Annotated in this window: 15 protein-coding genes; 8 read left to right on the forward strand and 7 right to left on the reverse strand. The window is 71.1% G+C overall.

The window, feature by feature from the left end; translation table 11 throughout:
• Nucleotides 1–13: 13 nt before the first annotated feature.
• The 3 genes from IGS69_RS31570 to IGS69_RS31580 form a co-directional block, all read right to left on the reverse strand.
• The gene (locus tag IGS69_RS31570; RefSeq protein WP_190903869.1) at nucleotides 14–1738 is read right to left on the reverse strand and encodes an acyl-CoA dehydrogenase family protein; all 1725 of its coding nucleotides are present in this window, start codon (nucleotides 1736–1738) and stop codon (nucleotides 14–16) included.
• Nucleotides 1739–1820: 82 nt separating this feature from the next.
• Complete coding sequence (locus tag IGS69_RS31575) at nucleotides 1821–2393, reverse strand: PadR family transcriptional regulator (protein WP_190903870.1); 573 nt, start codon at nucleotides 2391–2393, stop codon at nucleotides 1821–1823.
• A 169-nt stretch (nucleotides 2394–2562) separates the two neighbouring features.
• Complete coding sequence (locus IGS69_RS31580) at nucleotides 2563–3438, reverse strand: DUF4394 domain-containing protein (RefSeq protein WP_385863841.1); 876 nt, start codon at nucleotides 3436–3438, stop codon at nucleotides 2563–2565.
• Nucleotides 3439–3726: 288 nt separating this feature from the next.
• Here IGS69_RS31580 and IGS69_RS31585 point away from each other — a divergent pair, with 288 nt between their 5' ends.
• A complete protein-coding gene (locus IGS69_RS31585; RefSeq protein WP_190903871.1) occupies nucleotides 3727–4971 on the forward strand; it encodes a PucR family transcriptional regulator in 1245 nt (414 codons plus the stop codon).
• Nucleotides 4972–5010: 39 nt separating this feature from the next.
• Here the strand turns inward: IGS69_RS31585 and IGS69_RS31590 are convergent, their stop codons facing one another.
• The gene (locus IGS69_RS31590) at nucleotides 5011–7752 is read right to left on the reverse strand and encodes a SpoIIE family protein phosphatase (RefSeq protein WP_190903872.1); all 2742 of its coding nucleotides are present in this window, start codon (nucleotides 7750–7752) and stop codon (nucleotides 5011–5013) included.
• A gap of 195 nt (nucleotides 7753–7947) precedes the next feature.
• Between IGS69_RS31590 and IGS69_RS31595 the strand changes: the two genes are divergently transcribed.
• The gene (locus IGS69_RS31595) at nucleotides 7948–9066 is read left to right on the forward strand and encodes a PP2C family protein-serine/threonine phosphatase (protein ID WP_385863845.1); all 1119 of its coding nucleotides are present in this window, start codon (nucleotides 7948–7950) and stop codon (nucleotides 9064–9066) included.
• Between the two features lie 126 nt (nucleotides 9067–9192).
• On the opposite strand, the gene IGS69_RS31600 is transcribed toward IGS69_RS31595, so the two are convergent.
• Nucleotides 9193–10293, reverse strand: coding sequence for an ABC transporter substrate-binding protein (locus tag IGS69_RS31600; protein WP_232543689.1), 1101 nt, complete (start codon nucleotides 10291–10293; stop codon nucleotides 9193–9195).
• A gap of 158 nt (nucleotides 10294–10451) precedes the next feature.
• On the opposite strand from IGS69_RS31600, the gene IGS69_RS31605 reads away from it, so the two are divergent.
• Both IGS69_RS31605 and IGS69_RS31610 read left to right on the forward strand, forming a co-directional pair.
• Nucleotides 10452–11099: a hypothetical protein gene (locus IGS69_RS31605; protein ID WP_190903873.1), complete on the forward strand. Its 648-nt coding sequence runs from the start codon at nucleotides 10452–10454 to the stop codon at nucleotides 11097–11099.
• Nucleotides 11096–11473, forward strand: a complete 378-nt coding sequence (locus IGS69_RS31610; protein ID WP_190903874.1) for a peptidase inhibitor family I36 protein — start codon at nucleotides 11096–11098, stop codon at nucleotides 11471–11473. The genes IGS69_RS31605 and IGS69_RS31610 overlap by 4 nt, the downstream gene beginning before the upstream one ends.
• A gap of 262 nt (nucleotides 11474–11735) precedes the next feature.
• Here the strand turns inward: IGS69_RS31610 and IGS69_RS31615 are convergent, their stop codons facing one another.
• Nucleotides 11736–12065, reverse strand: a complete 330-nt coding sequence (locus tag IGS69_RS31615) for a helix-turn-helix transcriptional regulator (RefSeq protein ID WP_190903875.1) — start codon at nucleotides 12063–12065, stop codon at nucleotides 11736–11738.
• Between the two features lie 107 nt (nucleotides 12066–12172).
• On the opposite strand from IGS69_RS31615, the gene IGS69_RS31620 reads away from it, so the two are divergent.
• The 4 genes from IGS69_RS31620 to IGS69_RS31635 all read left to right on the forward strand — a co-directional run bounded on the left by IGS69_RS31620 (nucleotide 12173) and on the right by IGS69_RS31635 (nucleotide 20753).
• Nucleotides 12173–12577: an STAS domain-containing protein gene (locus IGS69_RS31620; protein WP_190903876.1), complete on the forward strand. Its 405-nt coding sequence runs from the start codon at nucleotides 12173–12175 to the stop codon at nucleotides 12575–12577.
• A gap of 285 nt (nucleotides 12578–12862) precedes the next feature.
• Nucleotides 12863–17134: a HAMP domain-containing protein gene (locus tag IGS69_RS31625; protein ID WP_190903877.1), complete on the forward strand. Its 4272-nt coding sequence runs from the start codon at nucleotides 12863–12865 to the stop codon at nucleotides 17132–17134.
• Nucleotides 17135–17231: 97 nt separating this feature from the next.
• Nucleotides 17232–19778 carry a SpoIIE family protein phosphatase gene (locus IGS69_RS31630; protein ID WP_385863851.1) on the forward strand — a complete coding sequence of 849 codons (2547 nt, stop codon included), beginning with the start codon at nucleotides 17232–17234 and terminating at the stop codon, nucleotides 19776–19778.
• 237 nt (nucleotides 19779–20015) lie between these two features.
• Entirely contained in the window at nucleotides 20016–20753 is a 738-nt protein-coding gene (locus IGS69_RS31635) for an SDR family oxidoreductase (protein ID WP_190903878.1), read from the forward strand.
• Nucleotides 20754–20762: 9 nt separating this feature from the next.
• Here the strand turns inward: IGS69_RS31635 and IGS69_RS31640 are convergent, their stop codons facing one another.
• On the reverse strand, nucleotides 20763–21677 hold the full coding sequence (locus IGS69_RS31640; protein ID WP_190903879.1) for an RNA polymerase sigma-70 factor: 915 nt from the start codon (nucleotides 21675–21677) through the stop codon (nucleotides 20763–20765).
• Nucleotides 21678–21711: the final 34 nt, after the last annotated feature.

Consider the following 21711-nt stretch of genomic DNA (forward strand, 5'->3'; position numbering starts at 1 on the left):
CGTTCCGGCGCGGCTACTGCGCCATCTCGTACGTGCCGGACAACGCCTCGACCCGCTGCCAGACGCGCCCCGTACGCGCCTCGTCGACGACCGGCCGGCGCACCGCTGCCAGCGCCCACTCCTGCTGCTGCTCGGTCGCCGAGTCCTTGCCGTGCAGTTCGACGGCGTGGCCGGAGAAGTCCCGTACGAGGACGGCGAAGAGTTCGTCGAGTACGTGCTCGTCCAGTCCTGTCAGGCCGGCCTGCTCCAGGACGAGCTGCCCGTGCACGACGAGCGCGAAGAGCTGGCCGATCGAGAGGACCAGGTCGAGGTCGCGGCTCTGCTCCGTGTCGGGGGCGGCCGTGGCGACGAACTCGCAGAGCGCATCGGCCTGTTCACGCAGGCGAGCGACGTTGGGCAGATGCGCGTACGCCTCGAAGGCCGGGCGCCAGTCGTGGAAGCGCACCGAGCCCAGGCCCCGGGCCGGTCCCTGCCGGAACAGGAAGTCGTCGTCGGCCGCGTCGAGACGGGTCGGCACAGCCGGGTACTCGGCCGGGTCGAGGAGGTGGTTGCGCAGGAACTTCAGGATGAGCGCGAGGTTGACGTGGACCGTGCCCTCCAGCTTCGGCAGGCCACGGATCTCCACGGCCGCCTGGCTGAAGTAGTTGTCCTTCTCGAAGCCCTTCGCGGCAATGACGTCCCACATCAGGTCGATGACCTTCTCGCCCTCCGTGGTCACCTTCATCTTCGTCATCGGGTTGAAGAGCAGGTAGCGGCGGTCGTCCGGGCCGGCGGAGCGGAAATAGTCGACGGCCCGGTCGCTGAACAGCTTCATGCCGACGAGCCTGACGTATGCGTCGGTCAGCTCGCGCCGCACGTGCGGGAAGGCGGTGACGGGGCGGCCGTAGAGGACGCGGTTGTGGGCGTGGGTGACGGCCTCGTACATGGCGTGTTCACAGATGCCGATCGAGGCGGTGCACAGATTGAACTTGCCGACGTTGACCGTGTTGAGGGCGGCGTCGAAGGCGGCGCGGCCGGTGTGCAGGACGTCGCCGGACGTGACGGGGTAGTCCTCCAGGCGGAACTCGCTGACGAACTTGGAGGAGTCGACGACGTTCTTGACCAGGTGGTAGGCCGGATGACGGCTGTCGGCGGCGAAGAACACATAGCCGTCGGGGCCCTCGACGTCGGTACGGCGGCCGAAGACGGAGACGAGTCCGGCGGCGTTGCCGTTGCCGATGTAGTACTTGGAGCCGGTGGCGCGGAAGCCGCCGTCCCCGTCGGGTTCGAGCAGCATGTCGGTGGAGTAGATGTCGGCGCCGTGGGCCTTCTCGGACAGGCCGAACGCGAACACCTCGCCCTGCGCGAGGAGTTCCGCGGCGCGGACGCGGGCGGCGGCGTTGTCGCTCTGCCAGACCGGGCCGAGGCCGAGGATGGTGACCTGCCAGGCGTACCAGTAGTCCAGGCCGTAGAAGCCGAGTATCTCGTTGAGCGCGGCGATACGGGCGGTGTCCCACCGCTTGTCCGGCTCCTCTTCACCCGCACTGGACGACGGCGTCAGGAAGGTGGCGAACAGGCCCTCCTTCGCGGCGAAGGAGAGGAAGTCGCCGAGCCACGCCCGCGTCCGGTAGTCCTCGATCAGCTGCCGCTTTCCGCGCTGCTCGAACCAGTCGACGGTGGCACGCAGCAAGCGGCGTGTCTCGGGGTCGAAGTGCGCGGGGTCGTACGTGCGCGGGTTGAAGAGCAGGTGGTCGGCCATGGAGGACCTCTTTCGGCTGGTGGGCGGATGGGAATCGAGAGGTGGGCGGCCGGAGCGGCGGGGCCGGTGGGGTGGAGTGCGGTCAGTGGCCCGGGTCGAAGCGGGCCAGCGTGGCGAGCACGTCGTCCAGCCAGCCGATCATCATCCGCTCGTACGCGATGCCGCCGCGCAGTACGGCGTGCTGGAGCTCCCGCTCCGCGTCCGGCGGCGCTTCTGGAGTGGCCGTGCCCGCTCCGGGCCCCGTGAAGTCCCGCTCCTCGCCTGCCAGATAGTGCGCCAGCCGGTCCCGGTGCGCCTGCCGGTGTCGCTCCACCTCGCGGATCAGGGCGGCAGGGGCGTCGAAGGCCGCGCCCCGGATCTTCACCGCCAGGTCGTGGCGGACGCTCTCCGGCTCGATCGGGTCGTGCAGCCACGAGGACAGCGCGGCCCGGCCGAGGTCGGCGACGGAGTACTCCTTCTTGTCCGGCCGTCCTTGCTGGGGGATGTCCCGGGCTTCGACCCAGCCGTCGTTCTCCATGCGCTTCAGTACGCGATAGATCTGCTGGTGGGTCGCGGTCCAGAAGTAGCCGATGGACCGTTCGAAACGCCGGGCCAGCTCATAGCCGGAGCCCGGCTTCTCCAGGAGCGACACCAGGATCGCGTGCTCGAGCGCCATGACGGCGATCGTGCTATGCAACTCGTTGCATAGCAAGTCTCATCCCTGGCGATGCGACGCGGCTCACGCCCGCACGCCCTCCCTGCCCCGGTGCCGGAGCCTCGCCGCGGGCCGGCGGTGACCGGGCCGCGGCGAGGGACGGGGATCAGGATCCGGTGAGAGACGGGGATCAGGATCCGGTGAGGGAGATGGCGAGGTCCGTGATGTTCAGCGGGAACTGGCCGATGGAGGTGGCCTGGCCGGTGAAGACGTTGACGCTGTACAGCGAGGGGGTGCCGGCGCCGTTCGGGGTGAGGGAGGCGAAGGCGGCGTTGTCGACCGTCTTCCCGCCCGAGAGGGTGCTGTAGATGTCCATGCCGGCGTTGATTCCGGCGTCGATTCCTAGGCTGCCGGTCGGGGCGAGCGTGCCGTTGTTCGCCGGGGACTGGAGGACGACCTGGTCGGTGGTCGTGTTGATGTCGACGAGCGTCGTCGCGGTGGCCGCGTTGAGGTCGTTGTTCGTGTAGGCGGCGGCCGAGACACCCTTGGTCGTGCCCTCGGTCGGCGGGGTGGTGAGGTTCTGGTCCTGGACGGTGCTGTGGTCGTTGAGGTTGTGCCGCAGATTCTGGCCGTTGTCGCTGATCACGCGCAGGCGGTCGGCCGCCGGGTTGAAGTCGACGCCGAAGTTGGCGCCGTGCAGGGCGTACTGGAGCTGGGACACCTTGGTGACCACGACGTCCGTGGTGGCCGGCGGGGTCTTGATCGTGTAGATGCCGCCCTTGTTGCCGACGCCGTACATGAGGCCGTCCTGCACGCGGAAGTCGATCCCGATCAGGCCTGTGTCGCCGCTGAGGCCGGTGACGACCCTGACCCAGTCGAGGACCTGCGGCCGGTCGGTCGTGAACGTGGCCATCAGGGTGCCGTCGCCGCTGATCCCGAAGGCGCGCAGACTGGGCGTGGCGGCGGGGGCGGCCGAGCCGGTGCCTGGTGTGCCGAGCATGAGCGCCGTCGATGTCACCATGACCGCGACCGCCGCCATGATTCTCTTTCTCGTGTCCGTCGTCATCGGAGTTTCCCTCCCGTGGGGGCGAGCGCCGTTCGCGGCGCCTCGCTGTGAATTGCCTCTGCTCCTGCCGGTATTGATCACCGTGGTCATGCCGAAGGCGGTTCTCATTAAGGCCGCTTCACAGTTCCCCCACAAGCAGAAGGGTTGACGGAAACACCCCGATCCGGGAATTTTGCGCACGGTGATAAAGGCCCTGACGATATATCTGCCACCGGTTTGTGCGGAGTGATGAACGCCGTCCGGATCTCCCCTGTCGGCCCGCTTGTCGTGAAGGGCATGCTCGCGTTCATGGGGAGTCTCTTCGCCGAGCTGGCCCGGCGGGCGTCGACCAACGCCCGTCGTGAGGTCGAGACGTACACGCGTGAGATCCCGGAGTTCGGGTTCCTGGACAAGGACGCCCGGGCGCGGGCGAAGACGCTGGAACACTCGATGTGGTTCCGGCGTCGTACCGTCGAACTATCGCCTCACAACAGCGAGTTGAGCGCAGACGATCTCGACTGCATCGCGTCGATGGGGGAGCTGCGGGCAGGTGCCGGGATGTCGCTCGACGCACGGCAGCGGGTGCTGCGCGTGCACACCGCCCTCATGCTGCGCGAGATCAACGAGGCGACCGACGCCCAGCGCGGCGGCGGTGTCGACGAACTCATGCGCATGATGACCTGGTTCGCCCCGCAGGGTGAACGCGGCATCGCTTCCTACCGCCAGGGATTCGTGCGCGTACTGCGCCGCCGAATGCCGTACACCGAGCAGGCGGCCCTGCTGGCCCGGTCATTGCTGAACGGAGATCCGATTTCGGCGGAACTCGCCACGGCCGTCGGCATGGAACTCCCGGATCGCTACGCGGTGACGGTTTTTCGTATTCCGGACCGGCCCGCCCTCGATCGTTTTCTGGATGACGAGATCGGGGCGCTGGTGAAGGGCCACCGTGCGCCGGTCATGTGGGGACCGGAGGGCGGCGACGGGAGCGGCGAGCTGATCACCCTGCTTCCGCTGTTCGCCGGCCCCGCGGCACCGGAGGGCGCACCGCCGCACGCCGTTCCCGACCTTGTGCGCGACCTCATCCCCGATCACCTGCCGGACCTCGTACAGGACTTCGGACAGGCCCTCGGCCGCACCTGCGCCGTCGGCACGTCCATCGCACCGCTGCCGGAGCTGGCCCGTGCTCTGGACCGCGCCCGGCGGATCAGCCGGGCGGCACCGTCGCGCCGGGCGTCCGCCCGGCTGCGGCCGCACACGCTGGCAGACGTCTTCGTCGAACTCGCCGTCGCGGACGTGCCACTCGTCGACGACTGGCTCCGCACGCTGGCCGGCCGGCTGGAGGGCGGCCCCGACCTCCTCACCACCCTCGACGCGTACTACCGCCACGACATGCACCGCGGTGCCACGGCGACCGCGCTCAACGTCCACATCCGCACCTTGGACTACCGCCTGCGCCGGGTCCGTGAGCTCACGGGCATCGACCCCGGATCGACACGGGGCGTGCGCACGCTCAGTGCCGTGGTCACCCGGTGCCTGTCGGGAGCGTGGCGCTGACACGCGCCGCGGGCGTGCCGGACCCCGCAACGACTCGCCTCACAGGTCGGCTGCCCAGCGGTCCAGGAGCGCGTCCGCGTCGTCCGCACCCGGGGCGGGCTGCTGCATGACCTCGGGCAGGGCCTGTTCGGCCCAGATCACCTTGCCCTGCGGGGTGTACCGGGTGCCCCAGCGCTCCGCCATCTGCGACACCAGGAACAGACCCCGGCCTCCCTCGTCGGTGGTCGCGGCGTAGCGCAGATGCGGTGAGGTGCTGCTGCCGTCGGCCACCTCGCAGATCAGGGTGCGGTCGCGGATGAGCCGCACATGGATCGGCCCGGCGCCGTAGCGGATGGCGTTGGTGATGAGCTCACTGAGGATGAGTTCCATGGCGAAGCCGAACTCCGACAGGCCCCACTCCTCGAGCCGTCGCGACACGGCGTCCCGCATGCCGGAGACGGCGGCCGGGTCCGGGGGTACGTCCCAGTCGGCGACCCGGTCGGGGGGCAGTTGCCGCGTGCGGGCGACGAGCAGGGCGACGTCGTCCTTGGGGCGCCCCGGGAGCAGGGTGTCCAGCACGTCCTGGCAGGTCTCCTCGGGCGGCCGGCCGGGGTGGCCCGTCAGCGCATCGCGCAGCAGCTCCATCCCCACGTCCAGGTCGCGCCGGCGGTCCTCGATGAGGCCGTCGGTGTACAGGACGAGCTGGGTCCCCTCCGGGAGGCACAGCTCCGCGGTCTGGAACGGCATGCCGCCGAGCCCCAGAGGCGGACCGGCCGGCACGTCCGGGAAGGTGACGGACCCGTCGGGGTGGACCAGCGCGGGCACCAGATGCCCCGCGCGGGCCACGACGTAGCGGCGCGTCACGGGGTCGTAGATCCCGTACAGGCAGGTGGCGCCCACGACACCCGCCGCGGTCTCCGCCGTCTCGTTCTGGTCGATCTTCCCGACCAGGTCGTCCAGATGGCTCAGCAGCTCGTCGGGTGGCAGATCCAGCGCGGAGAAGTTGTGGACCGCGGTGCGCAGCCGACCCATCGTGGCGGCGGCGTGCAGACCGTGGCCCACCACGTCGCCGACGGCCAGAGCCACGCGGCTCCCCGGCATGGGAATCACGTCGAACCAGTCCCCGCCCACGCCCGCCTGGGCGGGGAGGTAGCGGTAGGCGAGGTCGAGGGCGTTCTGCTCGGGCATCGCCTGCGGCAGCAGGCTCTGCTGGAGGGTGACGGCCAGGGCGTGCTCGCGGGTGTAGCGGCGGGCGTTGTCGATGCTGATCGCGGCCCGGGCCACCAGCTCCTCCGCCAGTGACAGGTCCTCCTCGTTGAACGGCTCGTGCTCGCGCCCGCGCCAGAAGCTGGCCATGCCCAGCACGACACCACGGGCCTGGATCGGCGCCGTGATCAGGGAATGGATGCCGTAGTCGATGATCGCCTGGGCACGCTCGGGGTCCTGCAGCCGCCAGCCCGTGGCGGCCGGCAGATCGCTCACCAGCTGCGAGTGACCGCTGCCGTAGCCGCGTGCCTGGGGAGTGGAGGGAACGTAGTCGAAGAGCCGGCCCTGCGCGGACAGCGGGTGGTCCTCCCGGATGCCGCACACGGCCGCGCGCCGCATGTCCGTCGCCGTGGGGGCCGGCTCATCGCCGTGCAGGACGGTGTCGGCCAGGTCCACGGTCACGAAGTCCGCGAAGCGGGGGATGGGGACCCGCGCCAGCTCGTCGGCGGTGCGCAGCACGTCCAGGGTGGTACCGATGTGGAGCCCGGCGTCGTAGAGCAGCCTGAGCCGTTCCCGTGCCACCTCGGCCCTGCCGGTCACCGTCTGCAGCTCGGTGGAGTCGCGCAGCGTCACCACGGTTCCCTTGGGGCCTCCCCGGTGCTCCGTGGGCCGCTGGTTGACCGCGAGCAGCCGCTCTCCCGCGAGGTGCACCTCGTCGCTGGCCTCGCGGCCGGAGGCGAGCAGCGCCCTTGTGTCGGGATCGAGGCCCGGCAATCCCGAGACGAGCCGTCCCTCCGCGTCCGGGGGCAGCTCCAGCAGCCGTCTGGCCTCGTCGTTCGCCAGCATGAGCCGCCCGTCGGCGGACACGATCAGGACCCCTTCCCGGACGGAGTGGAGCACCGTGTCGTGGTGCTCGTACATCAGGGTCATCTCCTCCGGGGCCAGGCTGTGCGTCTGGCGTCGCAGCCGCCTGCCCACCAGCGCCGTCACACCGGTGGACAGCGCGAGCGCTCCGGCTCCCGCGCCCAGGATGATCGGCAGTTGCCGGTTCAACTGGCTTTCGACGTTCTTGACCTTCATCCCCGCCGAGACGAGGGCGACCACCTCGTCGCGGGCGTTCTCGATCGGGACCGTGGACTGCACTTCGCGCCCGAGCGGGCCGTCGACGCTCTCTACGAAGACCCTGCCCGCCAGCGACGGTCCGATCTCGCCCACGAACTGCTTTCCGATGCGGTCCGGCAGAGGGTGCGTGTAGCGGATGCCGTTGGTGTTCATGACCACGATGAAGTCGACACCGGCAGCCCGGCGGGCCTCCTCGGTGAGCGGCTGGAGAATCCTGCTCGGGTCCGGGGTCCGCAGGGCCGCCAGAACGCCCGGTGAGTGCGCGAAGGTCTGCGCCACGGCTGTGGAGCGGCGCCGGGCCTCGGCGGCGGAGTCGCGCTCCGACTGCAGGATGAGAGCGAAAACGCCGCAGGCCACGAGCAGGACCACGAGAGCCACCTGGAAGATCAACACCTGCCCGGCCACGCTCCGCGTGGTCCTGCTGATCACGCGCTTGACCGAGAGATGTCGAGGGCGGGCGAAGCGATTCGCCATGCGACCTTTCTAACACTGGTGATCCCGAGCGGCCAGGCTCGGCCTGATCCTCGCCGGTCGGCCTCGGGAGTCTGCGGGGGCCGGGCGTGCCTGCCGCGAGCCCCGGCGTCTCCGGGCCGGGCTGTCCGCCGTAGAGCGTGCGGTGCACGATTCTCTCCGCGCCCGTTGCCGGTTTTGGTCGATATCATGCGTTTTGTGATCATGTCTGCACGGCTGAGGCGCCGTCGTCCCGCCTACAGCGGCCGATGGGATGCCGCCCGGTTGTCACCCGTGGTCCTGACCGTCCTCATCGCCGTGCTGGCGTTCTCCACGCCCCGGGAGATGGCCTTCAGCCGCCTGCTGCCCGCCGCGCCGGCGCTGGCGGCGGCGATGTGGCCGGTGGTTCCCACGATGCTGCTGGGGGCGTTCTGTCTGCTGCTGATGACAGTGCTCAGCCTCTTCTACACCGATCTGGGGACGCAGTACACGGCGGCCGCCATCGTCGCCGTCACCCTGGCGGCCGCGTACGGGAGTCATGTCCGGCTTCAGCGAGAGGAAACGCTCTTCCAGCTCCGGCTCGTCGCCGACGCGGCGCAGAAGGTTCTGCTGCGCCCGCTGCCGCGCCGCATCGGCGATCTCGAGATCGAGTCGCTGTATCTGGCCGCCCAGGAACAGGCCCGGATCGGTGGCGACTTCTACGAAGCGATCGGCACACCGCACGGGGTCCGGCTGCTCATGGGCGACGTACGGGGCAAGGGCCTGTCCGCGGTGGGGGTGGCCTCGGCGGTGATCAGCTGCTTCAGGGAGGCGGCCTACGACGAGCCCGACCTGCAGGGCATCGTCCACCGCCTGGAGACCACCGTGACGCGCCACAGCGCCGTGTTTCCCATCCAGGACCAGCCCGAGCACTTCGCCACCGCCCTCCTCGCCGAGATCCCGCACGACGGCGACCGCCTGCGCATTCTCAACTGCGGACATCCACCGCCGCTGATCGCGCACCGCGGGAAGGTCCGCGTGCTGGATCCCACCGTCCCCTCGCCGCCGCTCAACCTCGCGGCGCTCATCGGTGACCGCTACTGGGTCGACACGGTCGCCTTCGCCCCGGGCGACCGGTTGCTTCTCTACACGGACGGCGTATCGGAGGCCCGCGACCACGCCGGCCGGTTCTTTCCGCTGCCGGACTGGATGCAGCGGCAGGGCCTGCAGAAACCCCGCGTACTGCTCGACCGGCTGCACCGGGATCTGCTGCTCCACAGCGGCGGAATGCGCGACGACGACATCGCGGCCCTCGCGCTGAGGCGCTCCGACGTGGGGTTTTGGGAGTCGCCGACGTAGAAGGCGTAGAAACGCGCGCTAGTGACAGGTCCTTGAGTGCGTCCTCTAGCCTTCTGGGGAGCTCACGCCGAGGCCGCGACCCGCCCGAGCCGCCCGGACGCCCGGGAGGGCCAACCCCAGCGAGAGTCAGTCAGTGTGCAGGACCCGGAAGCGCCCGGGCTCCGACGGGTCCCGGTCCACGACCTGGATCGGCGCACCGGCCCACTGCCACACGCTGATGTCCGGCGTGTGCGAGAAGCGAATGCGCCCTCGGGTGCCGTCGACGGTGACGCGTGACCAGTCCACGGCCGGGCGCGCCCGGCCCGCACCCCCGGTCCGCAGCGCCTCGGCCAGGACCGCGACCGTGTCATAGCCCTCGAAGGCGACGAAGGAGGGCTCTTCGGCCAACCGCTCGCGCAGGGCCGCCCCGACGCGCACACCGAGGGGGCTGAGCCGCTCGGGCAGGTAGCGCAGGAACGGGATCGCGGCGCCCTCGTCGCCGAGCAGCGTCGCCCACTCGGCGAACTCCGGCTGCCCGGCCGGAGCGCCGATCATGACCTCGGCGAGGCGCCGGTCGCGGCGGACCGACCGGACGATCGGCACCGCCGGGTCCGGGTGGCCGACCAGGAGAAGGAGGGCCGTCGCGCGATGGCCCGCGAGTTCGTCGCACAGGGCCGCGGGGGCGAGAGCACGCGCGTCGAGTTCGACGACGGCGCCGCCGCGTGGAGCGACGTACTCCCGCAGAATCCGCGCCCCGGCCGCCCAGTAGACACTCGGTTCGGCCGCCACGGCGATCGGGCCCCGGCCCGCGCCGAGGAGGAAGTCCGCGTAGACCTGCCAGCCGCGGGTCTGCGGCGGCGAGAGACGCGCGACCCGGTCCGTCGGCTCCTCGGTGAGCGCGTCGAGGACCGCTGACGAGCAGAGGTAGGGCAGACCGAGCGCGTGCGCCCTGGCGGCGGCCGCGCGAGCGACCACGCTGTGATACTCGCCCGCCAGCGCCGCCACGCCCAGACCGGCCAGTTCCTCCACGGCCGCCTCGGCCCGCCGCGGATCGGCGGCGGTGTCCCGGACCACCAGCTCCACCGGCCTCCCGGCGACCCCGCCGGCGTCGTTGACCTCGCTGACGGCCAACTCCATCCCGGCGAGCAGGTGTTGGCCCGCCTGGGCCCAGCCGGGCCGGGTCAGCGGAGCGAGAGCGCCGATCAGGACGGATGCTCCTCCGGCCCGCTCCGCCGCGTACGCCGTCATGTCATCTCGCCGTGGGGGACCCGCCTGTTCGACCATGCAGGCCATTGCATCCATGCCCCCGCCGGCAGGCAACCGGATATCCGCACGCCGTGCCGTCTTCGTTCCTGGTCGAACGCCGTGTCCTGCGCAGGTTCTTGATCGTTCGGAGGGGCGTGGAGATGAGCGCTGCTTGGGCCCGCGTCGCGGGCGGGACGGTGGTGGCCGCCGTATTCACGGTGCTGCCGGCCGGAGGCTGTTCCGGGCCGCCGCGGCCGGTGCTTCCGGCGTCGGAGCCGGCGCGCAGCGAGCTGATCAAGGCCGCGCAACAGGTGCTGGTGGACCGGTGCATGACCGCCCGGGGCACCGCGGGGCAACCCGTCTCGCAGGAGGACGCGCTCTTCGGGACGGACCCGGCCGAACTGGAGGTCACCCTCGCCACCGGGTACACCGTCCGTACGCACACGGACGGTTGCCTGGCGCAGGCACACCGCCACCTCTACGGCGACCAGGCCCGCTGGTTCCGTGCCGAGGTCACCGTCAACAACCTGCGCCCTGAAGCGCGGGCCCGCCTCAGGGACGACCCGCGGTACCGGGCAGCGCTCGCGCGCCGGGCCGCCTGTCCCGACAAGGACACCTGCTGTGCGCGGGAGAGCGGACTGGACGACATGCGGGCCCGGCTGGAGCCCGCCCGGCTCGCCGAGGTCCGCGCCGCGCACCGTGAGGACATCGCCACGTACGACCAGTTGCGCGACCGCGCACTGCACCGCGCGGCCCGGCTGCTCGCCGGCCGGGCCACCCCCTCTCCGAAAGGTCCCGCCCCGTCATGACGAACAGCAGGCTGTTCCACGCCGTCGCAGCGGTGTTCCTCCTCTTCACCGGCGCTCTCACCACGGCCGGCACGGCAAGCGCCGCCGACTGCCCGAGCGGTGAGTTCTGCGTCTGGGAGAACGCCGACTTCTCCGGTCAGCGCGCCAACTGGTCCGGGGACGACGGCTGGTGGGAGGGCTGGATCGCGGACAAGGACTCCTCCTGGGCCAACCACGGGATCTCCGGGCCCGGAATCAAGGACCACGTCAAGGTCTACTCCAGTGCCGGGCAGGGCGGCCAGATGACGATCTGCCTCACCCCTGGCCAGGAGGTCGGCTACAACGGCGTGGCCCATGACCGGGGCGACTCCCACACCTGGGCCATGAGCTGCTGACACGCGGTACGCCCGAAGCCCCTGCCGGACGCACGGCCGGCAGGGGCTTCGCGGCTCGTCCGGGACCGACCGGCGCAGGCTGAGCGGTGCCTGACGCCCGGCTGCGCGGCGGGGGCGAGGGTCGGTTCCGTGACGGGGACGTCGCCGAGTGCCCGGTCCACCACCGCCGGCAGCGTCCGAACTGCCGAGGGCGCGGTACCGCATGCCTCGCCTCGCTTCCTCGCAGCGGGTCGTCAGCGGGCGGGCCCCGCCACCCCCTGCGTTACGGGGCGACGGGTTTCCTGGCGCGGTCGCTCTCGTCCTGGACGAGCAGGGAGAGCAGGGAGGCCACGGAGAGGCCGGCCTCGGCCGGGTGGCGCAGCACCTTGTCCGGCTCGATGCGGTACGTGTTCGTGCGCCCGTCCCGGGTGTGGGAGAGGTAACCGGCCTGCTCCAGATCGGAGATGATCCGCGAGACGGCACGTTCCGTCAGTCGGCAACGCGCGGCGATGTCGCGGATGCGGGCGTTCGGATTGTCGGCGATGGCCGCCAGTACACGCGCGTGGCTGGTGATGAACGTCCATCCGCTGTGGGACTCGGGCACTCCTACCATGCCCAGCATTTTAGGGGGCGCCATTGCCGGAACGTAGATACATGACATACTTTTCATGCAACAGATGACGTGCTCCCCTCGGGGAGAGCCAGAGAAGGAGCCCGAAGGTGCCCTGGGACAACGCCGGAGTGCCGGCGCTGACGCGTGACACCGGCGCCAAGCCGCTGCCGGAGCAGGCCACCGCGCACGCCCCCGAAGGGGCCGCGGTGCTGCAGTACGAATGGCTCGGGGCCTGGGTCGTCGTCGCCCGAGGCTCCTACGACATGGACTCGATCACGCCATTGTCGGACGCCCTGGGGGCCGCGGTCCGGACGTATCCGAAGGTGATCCTGGACGCCTCCGGCATCAAATTCGCGGACTCGACGCTGCTCAATCTGCTGATTCTCACGCACCAGGCGGGAACCCTGCGTGTGGTCGCGCCGTCGCTTCAGCTCCGGCGGCTGTGCGAGATCACCGGAGTCGACGGCATCCTGGAGACGCGGGCCTCGGTGGACGACGCCGCCGTCTCCTGAGCCGCCCTTCGCGGGGCAGGGCCGAAGCAGGGGCTTCACCGTCGAGCGGGGTGGTGTCACGGCCTGCCGGAAACGGCCGGTCAGGCGGCGTCCGCTGTTCGGCCGAGGATCACGGCTCCTGCTTTGTTCAGGGCTTGAAACGTGGGTTAACCTGCGGCGTATTTCCACATCGCATACACATCTGTGACCGTGGAAAAGCGTGCACGACAACCGGGCCGCACTTCGGCCCGGGGGGTTCCGAGTCCTCGGGTTTCGAGGGCTCTTGGGGAGCGGAACGAGGGTGCCATGACCAGCGACAGCACTGGGGTCGTCGATGCGGTGCCGGGCGACCAGGAATTGCGGCGGCTGCTGGCCGGCCTGACCGCCGTACGCGACGGGGACTTCGGTACCCGGCTGCCGGACGACGCCGACGGACTCATGGGCGACATCGCCACGGTCTTCAACGGCATGGTCGACCAGCTGTCCGTGTTCACCTCCGAAGTCACCCGGGTGGCCCGCGAGGTCGGTACCGAGGGCACGCTCGGCGGGCAGGCGGAGGTGCCGGGCGTCTCGGGCACCTGGGCCGATCTGACCGACTCGGTCAACGCCATGGCCGGCAACCTGACCACCCAGGTCCGCGACATCGCCCAGGTGGCCACGGCGGTTGCCAAGGGCGACCTCTCGCAGAAGATCGACGTGCCCGCCCGCGGCGAGATCCTCCAGCTGAAGGAGACCGTCAACACGATGGTCGACCAGCTGTCCGCGTTCGCCGACGAGGTCACCCGGGTCGCCCGCGAGGTCGGCAGTGAGGGACGGCTCGGCGGCCAGGCACAGGTGCCGGGCGTGGCCGGCGTCTGGCGCGATCTGACGGACTCCGTGAACCACATGGCGGGCAACCTCACCAGCCAGGTCCGCTCCATCGCCCAGGTGACCACGGCGGTCGCGGAGGGCGATCTCTCGCAGAAGATCACCGTGGACGCGCGGGGCGAGATCCTGGAGCTGAAGAGCACCATCAACACGATGGTCGACCAGCTCTCGGCGTTCGCCGACGAGGTCACCCGCGTCGCCCGCGAGGTCGGCACCGAAGGGCGCCTCGGCGGCCAGGCGGACGTCAAGGGCGTCAAGGGCACCTGGCGCGACCTCACCGACTCCGTGAACTTCATGGCCGGCAACCTCACCGGCCAGGTCCGCAACATCGCGCTGGTGGCCACGGCGGTTGCCAAGGGCGACCTGTCGCAGAAGATCACCGTGGACGCGCGGGGCGAGATCCTGGAGCTGAAGAGCACCATCAACACGATGGTCGACCAGCTCTCGGCGTTCGCCGACGAGGTCACCCGCGTCGCCCGCGAGGTCGGCACCGAGGGGCGCCTCGGCGGCCAGGCCCAGGTGCGCGGCGTGTCGGGCACCTGGAAGGACCTCACCGACAACGTCAACGTGATGGCCTCCAACCTCACCGGCCAGGTCCGCTCCATCGCCCAGGTCGCCACCGCGGTGGCGCGCGGCGACCTGTCGCAGCGGATCACCGTCGAGGCCGCCGGCGAGGTCGCCGCGCTGGCCGAGGTCATCAACACGATGGTCGACACGCTGTCGGCCTTCGCCGACGAGGTCACCCGTGTCGCCCGCGAGGTCGGCACCGAGGGACGCCTCGGCGGCCAGGCACACGTGCCGAACGTCGCCGGCACCTGGAAGGACCTCACCGACAACGTCAACTCCATGGCCAACAACCTCACCGGCCAGGTGCGCAACATCGCGCTGGTGACGACCGCGGTGGCCAGGGGCGACCTGTCGAAGAAGATCGACGTGGACGCCCGCGGCGAGATCCTCGAACTCAAGACGACGATCAACACGATGGTCGACCAGCTGTCCGCGTTCGCCGACGAGGTCACCCGGGTCGCCCGCGAGGTCGGCACCGAGGGACGCCTCGGCGGCCAGGCCGAGGTCGAGGGCGTCTCCGGCACCTGGAAGCGCCTGACGGAGAACGTCAACGAACTGGCGGGCAACCTGACCCGTCAGGTGAGGGCCATCGCCGAGGTCACCAGCGCCGTCGCCGAGGGCGACCTGACCCGGTCGATCAACGTGGAGGCGTCCGGCGAGGTCGCCGAGCTCAAGGACAACATCAACTCGATGGTGGAGTCCCTGCGCGAGACCACCCGGGCCAACCAGGAGCAGGACTGGCTCAAGACCAACCTCGCCCGGATCTCGAGCCTGATGCAGGGCCACCGCGACCTGCCCGTGGTCGCCGAGCTGATCATGGACGAACTCGTCCCGCTGGTGTCGGCCCAGTACGGGGCCTTCTACCTCGCCGAGGACGGCGACGACGGGCCCGAACTGCGGCTCGTCGGCTCCTACGGCTACCCCGAGGAGAGCAACCGTCCCTCCCGTATCGCCTTCGGCCGCACCCTGGTCGGCCAGGCCGCGCGCAGCCGGCGCACCATCGTCGTGGAAGAACTTCCGGACGGCTACGTCACCATCTCCTCGGGCCTCGGCCAGGTGGTGCCGACCGCGCTGGTGCTGCTGCCCATCGTCGTCGAGGGCCAGGTCCTCGGCGTCATCGAGCTGGCCTCGGTCACCCCCTTCACCCAGACCCACCGGGACTTCCTCGCCCAGCTGATGGAGACCATCGGCGTCAACGTCAACACCATCGTGGCCAATGCCCGCACCGACGAGCTGCTGGTCGAGTCCCAGCGCCTCACGGTCGAACTCCAGGCCCGCTCCACGGAGTTGCAGGTACAGCAGGAGGAACTGCAGCGCTCCAACGCGGAACTGGAGGAGAAGGCCTCGCTGCTGGTGGCGCAGAACCGGGACATCGAGGCGAAGAACCTGCAGATCGAGCAGGCCCGCCAGGAACTGGAGACCCGCGCCCAGCAGCTGTCGCTGGCCTCGAAGTACAAGTCGGAGTTCCTGGCCAACATGAGCCACGAACTGCGCACCCCGCTCAACAGCCTGCTCATCCTCGCCCAGTTGCTCGCGCAGAACCCGTCCCGCAACCTCACGCCCAAGCAGGTCGAGTACGCCCAGATCATCCACTCCGCCGGTTCGGACCTGCTGCAGCTCATCAACGACATCCTCGACCTGTCCAAGGTCGAGGCCGGAAAGATGGACGTCACGCCCGAGCGGGTGACGCTGCGCCAGCTCATCGAATACGTCGAGGCCACCTTCCGTCCCATGACGACGCAGAAGAGCCTGGAGTTCACGGTGACGACCGCCCCCGGCGCGCCCGCGGACGTGCTCACCGACGAGTCCCGGCTGCGCCAGGTGCTGCGCAACCTCCTGTCGAACGCCGTGAAGTTCACCGAGCAGGGCGGCGTGGAGCTGAGCATCGAACCCGCGGCGGACGACGAGGTGCCCGCTGGCGTGGTCCGGGGCGCCGCCGTGGTGGCCTTCCGCGTCAAGGACACCGGCATCGGCATCCCCGAGCAGCACCTGGAGACGATCTTCGGCGCGTTCCAGCAGGCGGACGGCACGACGAGCCGCAAGTACGGCGGAACGGGCCTCGGCCTGTCCATCACCCGTGAGATCGCCCAACTCCTCGGCGGCGCCGTGTCGGTGCACAGCACACCGGGCCAGGGCAGCACGTTCACGCTCTTCCTGCCCGTGGCCCGCCCCGACTTCGAGGAACTGCTCAGCCACGGCAGGCCCCTGGAGCGGGCCTCGGCCGAACCCGTGCCGCGGGGCCTGGCCGGTTCGGTGCCGGTGCCCCAGATCGGACCCGGCCCCCGGCCCCGGCGCCTGCTCGTCGTGGAGGAGCGCTCGCGCGGTCTGCTCACCCTCGTCGCGGAAAGCGTGGTCGCCGACCTGGCCCACGGCCGCGCCGACGGCGCTCAGCGGCCCGCGGTCGACATCATCACCGCCGTCGGCGCGCAGGAGGCGGCCGGCGCGCTGGCCTCCGAGCCGTGCCACTGCGTCGTCCTGGAACTGGGCATGCGCGACGACGAGGCGTCCCGCTTCCTGCGGGCCCTGGAAGGCGACTCGGCGCTGACGAGCGTGCCGGTGCTGGTGCACAGCAGCCACCCCGGGGACATGTCCCTGGACGAGACGCTGCGCTCCCGATCCGCCGAAGGCGCACTGGAGTTGCTGTCCAGCCTCGACGAACTGCGCGAGCGCATCGCCCTGCACCTGTCCGCCGAGGAACCCGGGGACGTGCTCTCCCTCGTGCGGACCGAAGGGCCGCAGCAGCTGACGCCGCCCTCCGTCGACGACGCGACGGCCGGCCGCACGGTCCTCGTCGTCGACGACGACGCGCGCAACCTCTTCGCGCTGAGCGGGATCCTGGAGATGCACGGCTTCCGTGTCCTGCACGCGGAGAACGGGCGCAGAGGCATCGAGACACTGATGAACAACCCGGACGTCGCCATCGTGCTGATGGACGTGATGATGCCCGAGATGGACGGCTACACCGCGACGGCCGAGATCCGCCGGATGCCGCAGTACGCCGACCTGCCCATCATCGCCGTCACGGCCAAGGCGATGCCGGGCGACCGGGACAAGAGCCTCGCCTCAGGGGCCAGCGACTACGTCACCAAGCCCGTCGACACACGCGACCTCATGGCCTGCGTCCGCCGCTGGCTGCCCGCATGAGGACACCGGCGCCCCGCCCCCGCACCAGTGGGCCGGGCGCCCCGCAGCGTCCGCCGTCCCGCGCCCCAGGGCACCCCAGCCGAGGAGCCTCCCCATCGTGAGCATGTCCGAGCAGCCGCGCGAACCGGGCCGCGGCGGTGAACCGCAGCACGACTCGGCCGCCGGTCCCCAGTCCGCTCCGCCGTCGGTGACCGCCGACGCGCCGCCCCTGAGCGCCGAAGGGGAACCGAAGACCACCGATGAGGACGGGCCGGCTTCCGAGGAGCCGTCGGAGTCCGAGGACGCCCCGCCCGCCGACCTCGAGAAGCTCTCCACCGCATCCCCGGTGGGCCGGCTCGCCGCCACCGTGGAGCGGCTCAGCCGGGAGGTGCGGGCCGCCCAGGCGGAGGCCGAGGGGCGGGCCCTGATCGAGCTCGCCAAGGGTGTCCTGGTCGAGCGGCTGAAGTGCGGACCCGCCCAGGCCGCCCGGCAGCTCGCCCAGCTGGCCGAGCAGGCCCAGGTCACCCCCCTGGAGTTCGCCGTCGACGTCATCAACCAGGCCGCCCGGGACCGCATGTCCGAGGTCACGGAGGCCTTCCTCGCCGCCACCCGGGCCGCCGACGAGGCGGAGACCGAGTCGGCCGCCGTACGCCTGCGCGCGGCGGAGAGCGGCGTACTGGCGGCGGACGACGCCCAGGCCGTCGCCGACGCCCTGCTGGAGCAGGCGCTGCGCCCTCTCGGCGCGGTGGCCGTGGCCATATGGGCGGCGGGCGCCGACGGTTCGCTCACCCTCGCGGGCAGCGCCGGTTTCTCACCGGCCGAGGCCGCGCGCTGGCGTTACGTCCCGCCGGACGTCGTGACCGTGGCGCGGCGGGGCCTCATCGAGCGCGAGGGGCATTGGATCAGCACCCTCGGCGCGACCGGGCTGCCCACCATCGGACTGCACCACCATCCGGACGGCGGCCGGGCCGCCCTGCCCGCCGGCACCGGAGGCCGCATCCACGGCGTACTGGAGATCGCCTGGCCGGAGCCCCTCGCCCCGCAGCCCCCGCAGATCGTCCGCCAGGTGGAGGCGCTGGCCGAACTGTGCGCCCACACACTGGAGATGCACACCCCGCTCCAGGGAGCGGCCCAGGACCCCCGCGTCCTGCCGGACGCCGCCGAGCTGATGGACCTGGCCGACGGACTGCACGACCCCGCCCTCGTCCTCGTGCCGCACCTCGACGGCGACGGGCAGCTGGCCGACTTCCGCATCCAGCACGTCAACAGCCGCTTCCTCGACCCGGCGGGCCGGCCGCGGGCGGTCGTGAACGGCGCCCTGCTCCTGGAGGCCTACCCCATGGCCGCCGGGGACAGCGAGCTGTTCCAGCGCGTCGAGCGGGTCTACGCCACCGGCGAGCCTTTCCGGGCCCGCCGGATGAACCTCACCGCCCTCGTCGACCAGGTACCCCTCTCGGCGGTCGCGGACATCAGCATCAGCCGCCACGGCATGTCCGTCCTCCTCATCTGGCGCATCGAGGACGAGACGGCGCGGCTGGCCAGCCTGCTCCAGCACGCCCAGCGGCTCGGCCGCATCGGCGGGTTCGAGGAGAACGTGCTCACCGGCGAGATCACCTGGAACGGGCAGCTCTTCGACCTCTACGGGCGCCCGCAGACGAGTACGCCAGTGCCCCTGGAGGAGCTGCCGGCCCATGCCCACCCGGACGACGGCGTCTCCATCCGCCGCTTCCTGCGCACGCTGCTGCACCACCAGCGGCCGGCTGCCGCCGCCTTCCGGCTCCAGCGGCCGGACGGGGTGACCCGGCACATCCGTATCGTCGCCGAACCGGTGCTGGACACCGACGACCGGCTGCTCCTGGTCCGCGGCGCCTGCCAGGACATCTCGGCCCAGCACTGGACCGAGGTGGCGCTCGCGGCCACCCGCGACCAGCTGGCGCACACCGAGCAGCAGGCCACCGAACGCAACCGGCTGACCCTGCAGTTGCAGCACGCCATCATGCCTCCCACTCAGGCACCGTTGCAGGTGTCCGGCCTCCAGGTCGCCGTCCGCTACCGGCCCGCGGAGACCGAGCAGCTGGTGGGCGGCGACTGGTACGACGCCGTCGTCCTGCCGTCCCGGAAGGTGCTGCTGTGCGTCGGGGACGTGGCCGGGCACGGCATCGAGGCCGCCACCAGCATGGTCGTCCTGCGCAACGCGCTGCGCGGCCTGGCCGTGACCGGCGCCGGGCCGGGCCAGCTGCTGTCCTGGCTCAACATCGTGGCGCACCATCTGACCGGCGCCGTCACCGCGACCGCGGTGTGCGGACTGTACGACCCGACCACGCGGACGTTGCGCTGGGCCCGGGCCGGGCACCTCCCGCCCGTCCTCGTCCGGGACACCGAAGCCGACCCCCTGCCCCTGGTCAAGGGCCTGCTGCTGGGAGCCGTCCCCGAGGTCGTCTACGAGGAGACCGAGCTGCAACTGGCCGCCGGCGACACCTTGTTGATGTACACGGACGGCCTGGTCGAACGCCGGGACCGGCCCGTGGAGGAGTCCCTGACCCACCTCCTGACCACCGCCCGTACGGCACCCAGCACGCTCGACCAGCAGCTGGACCGCCTGCTGACCTACAGCAAGTCGGACACGGACGACGACACGTGCATCGTGGGCATCCGGGTCGGGTGAGGGACGCCGCCGGCTCAGCCGCCCGTCATGGAGGTGTCATGGCAGCGCGGTCCGCCGCGGTCCAGCCGGGGGCGCCGGTCTCCGGCAGGGCGAGTGCGTCGAGAACGCTCACACCATCGACTGCACTCGGCCTGCCCGCGACCGTGCCGCAGGACTGAGCCCCCGGCCCGGCTGTCACAGATCCCGGCCCCGCCCTGTCTCTCTGGTGAGTCAGCAACTCAGCGAATGGAGACAGTGATGAAGATCGTGGTCATCGGCGGTACGGGCCTCATCGGCTCCCAGGTGTCCGCCCTCCTGCGCGAGGGCGGACACGAGGTGGTGCAGGCCGCCCCCTCCACGGGCGTCGACACCCTCACCGGCGAAGGACTGGAAGCCGCCCTCAAGGGCGCGGACGTGGTCGTGGACGTGTCGAACTCGCCGTCCTTCGACACCGAACCGGCCCTGGACTTCTTCACCCGCTCGGCCCGGAACCTGTTCGCCGCCGAGAAGGAGGCAGGCGTCCGCCACCACGTGGCGCTCTCGATCGTCGGCGTAGACGAGGTCCCGGGCTACGGGTACTACGAGGCCAAGGTCGCCCAGGAGAACGCCGTGCGCGGCAGCGGTGTGCCCTACAGCATCGTGCGCGCCGCCCAGTTCTTCGAGTTCCTCGCCCCCGTGCTGAACATGTCCACCGAGGGCACCGAGGTGCGGCTGCCGTCCACGCGTCTGCGCCCGATCGCCTCCGCCGACGTCGCCGCGGCCGTCGCCGAGGCCGCGCAGGGCGAGCCCTCGAACGGGATCCGCGGCATCGCGGGCCCCGAGGTGTACGGCCTCGACCGGCTCGGCGAGATCACCCTCGCGGTGCAGCCGGACGGCCGCACCGTCGTCACCGACGAGACCGCCGGGCTGTTCGCGGGCATGCCCGACGTGCTCACCGGCGACGAGAGCACCCACCTCGCGACCACCCGGTACGAGGAGTGGCTGAAGCGCAACTGATCCGGCGGGCTACGGGCGGCCGGTCACCCTGCGGGCCGACCGCTCGTACGCCCTCAGCTTCTCCGGAGCCAGCACCCAGTAGAGCCCGTCGATGCCGTCGGGGCCCACGGTGGCGCTCACCAGGGCGACGGCCGCCCCGTCCCGCACGAGCAGCAGGCTCGGCTGCCCGTTGGCCTCGACCACGCCGTACTCGGCGCCGGGGAAGAACTTGTGCGCGAAGGCGGTGACCCTGGCCACGCGCCCGGGCCCGACGAGCTCCAGCCGGGCCACGCCGCGCATGCCGTTGCCGTCGGCGTAGGCGACGACGTCGGCCGACAGGACACTCTCCAGCGCGGCGACGTCGCCTTCCCGCGCGGCGGCCACGAACGCGTCGAGCAGCCGCCGGTGCTGAGTCGTGTCGACCGGTTCCCGGCGCTCGGCGGACAGCCGCTTGCGCGCCCGGCTGACGATCTGCCGTGTGTTGGCCTGGCTCAGCTCCAGCATGCCCGCGATCTCGTCGTACGCGTAGTCGAACGCCTCGCGCAGCACGTACGCCGCCCGCTCCACCGGGTTCAGCCGCTCCAGGACCAGCAGCACGGCCAGCTCCAGCGCTTCGCCCCGCTCGGCGCCGACCTGCGGATCGACGGTGGTGTCCACGGGTTCCGGCAGCCACGGCCCCACATAGGCCTCGCGGCGCACCCGCGCCGACTGCGCCACGTTGATCGCCAGCCGGGTGGTGATCTTCGCCAGGAACGCGCCCTCGTCCAGCACGCTGCTCCGGTCGGTCCCCTGCCAGCGCACCCACACGTCCTGCACCACGTCCTCGGCCTCCGACACGCTGCCGAGGACGCGGTAGGCGATGCCGAACAGCCGCGGGCGCAGCCGCTCGAACGCGTCCGCCGCGGCGTTCAGCGCGTCGTCGGGGAGGGGCCGCTGCCGGTCCATGAGCCGATGCCTCCGAGGTGGACGGTCGTGTCGT

It is taken from the genome of Streptomyces tuirus, assembly GCF_014701095.1.
In the GTDB taxonomy this organism is placed as follows: Bacteria; Actinomycetota; Actinomycetes; order Streptomycetales; family Streptomycetaceae; genus Streptomyces; species Streptomyces tuirus.

Excerpts from the sequence above, each read along its gene's own strand:
- IGS69_RS31570 (WP_190903869.1), bottom strand. The coding sequence starts at position 1,738 with ATGGCCGACCACCTGCTCTTCAACCCGCGCACGTACGACCCCGCGCAC.
- IGS69_RS31575 (WP_190903870.1), bottom strand. The coding sequence starts at position 2,393 with ATGGCGCTCGAGCACGCGATCCTGGTGTCGCTCCTGGAGAAGCCGGGC.
- IGS69_RS31580 (WP_385863841.1), bottom strand. The coding sequence starts at position 3,438 with ATGACGACGGACACGAGAAAGAGAATCATGGCGGCGGTCGCGGTCATG.
- IGS69_RS31585 (WP_190903871.1), top strand. The coding sequence starts at position 3,727 with ATGGGGAGTCTCTTCGCCGAGCTGGCCCGGCGGGCGTCGACCAACGCC.
- IGS69_RS31590 (WP_190903872.1), bottom strand. The coding sequence starts at position 7,752 with ATGGCGAATCGCTTCGCCCGCCCTCGACATCTCTCGGTCAAGCGCGTG.
- IGS69_RS31600 (WP_232543689.1), bottom strand. The coding sequence starts at position 10,293 with ATGACGGCGTACGCGGCGGAGCGGGCCGGAGGAGCATCCGTCCTGATC.
- IGS69_RS31605 (WP_190903873.1), top strand. The coding sequence starts at position 10,452 with ATGAGCGCTGCTTGGGCCCGCGTCGCGGGCGGGACGGTGGTGGCCGCC.
- IGS69_RS31610 (WP_190903874.1), top strand. The coding sequence starts at position 11,096 with ATGACGAACAGCAGGCTGTTCCACGCCGTCGCAGCGGTGTTCCTCCTC.
- IGS69_RS31615 (WP_190903875.1), bottom strand. The coding sequence starts at position 12,065 with ATGGTAGGAGTGCCCGAGTCCCACAGCGGATGGACGTTCATCACCAGC.
- IGS69_RS31625 (WP_190903877.1), top strand. The coding sequence starts at position 12,863 with ATGACCAGCGACAGCACTGGGGTCGTCGATGCGGTGCCGGGCGACCAG.
- IGS69_RS31635 (WP_190903878.1), top strand. The coding sequence starts at position 20,016 with ATGAAGATCGTGGTCATCGGCGGTACGGGCCTCATCGGCTCCCAGGTG.
- IGS69_RS31640 (WP_190903879.1), bottom strand. The coding sequence starts at position 21,677 with ATGGACCGGCAGCGGCCCCTCCCCGACGACGCGCTGAACGCCGCGGCG.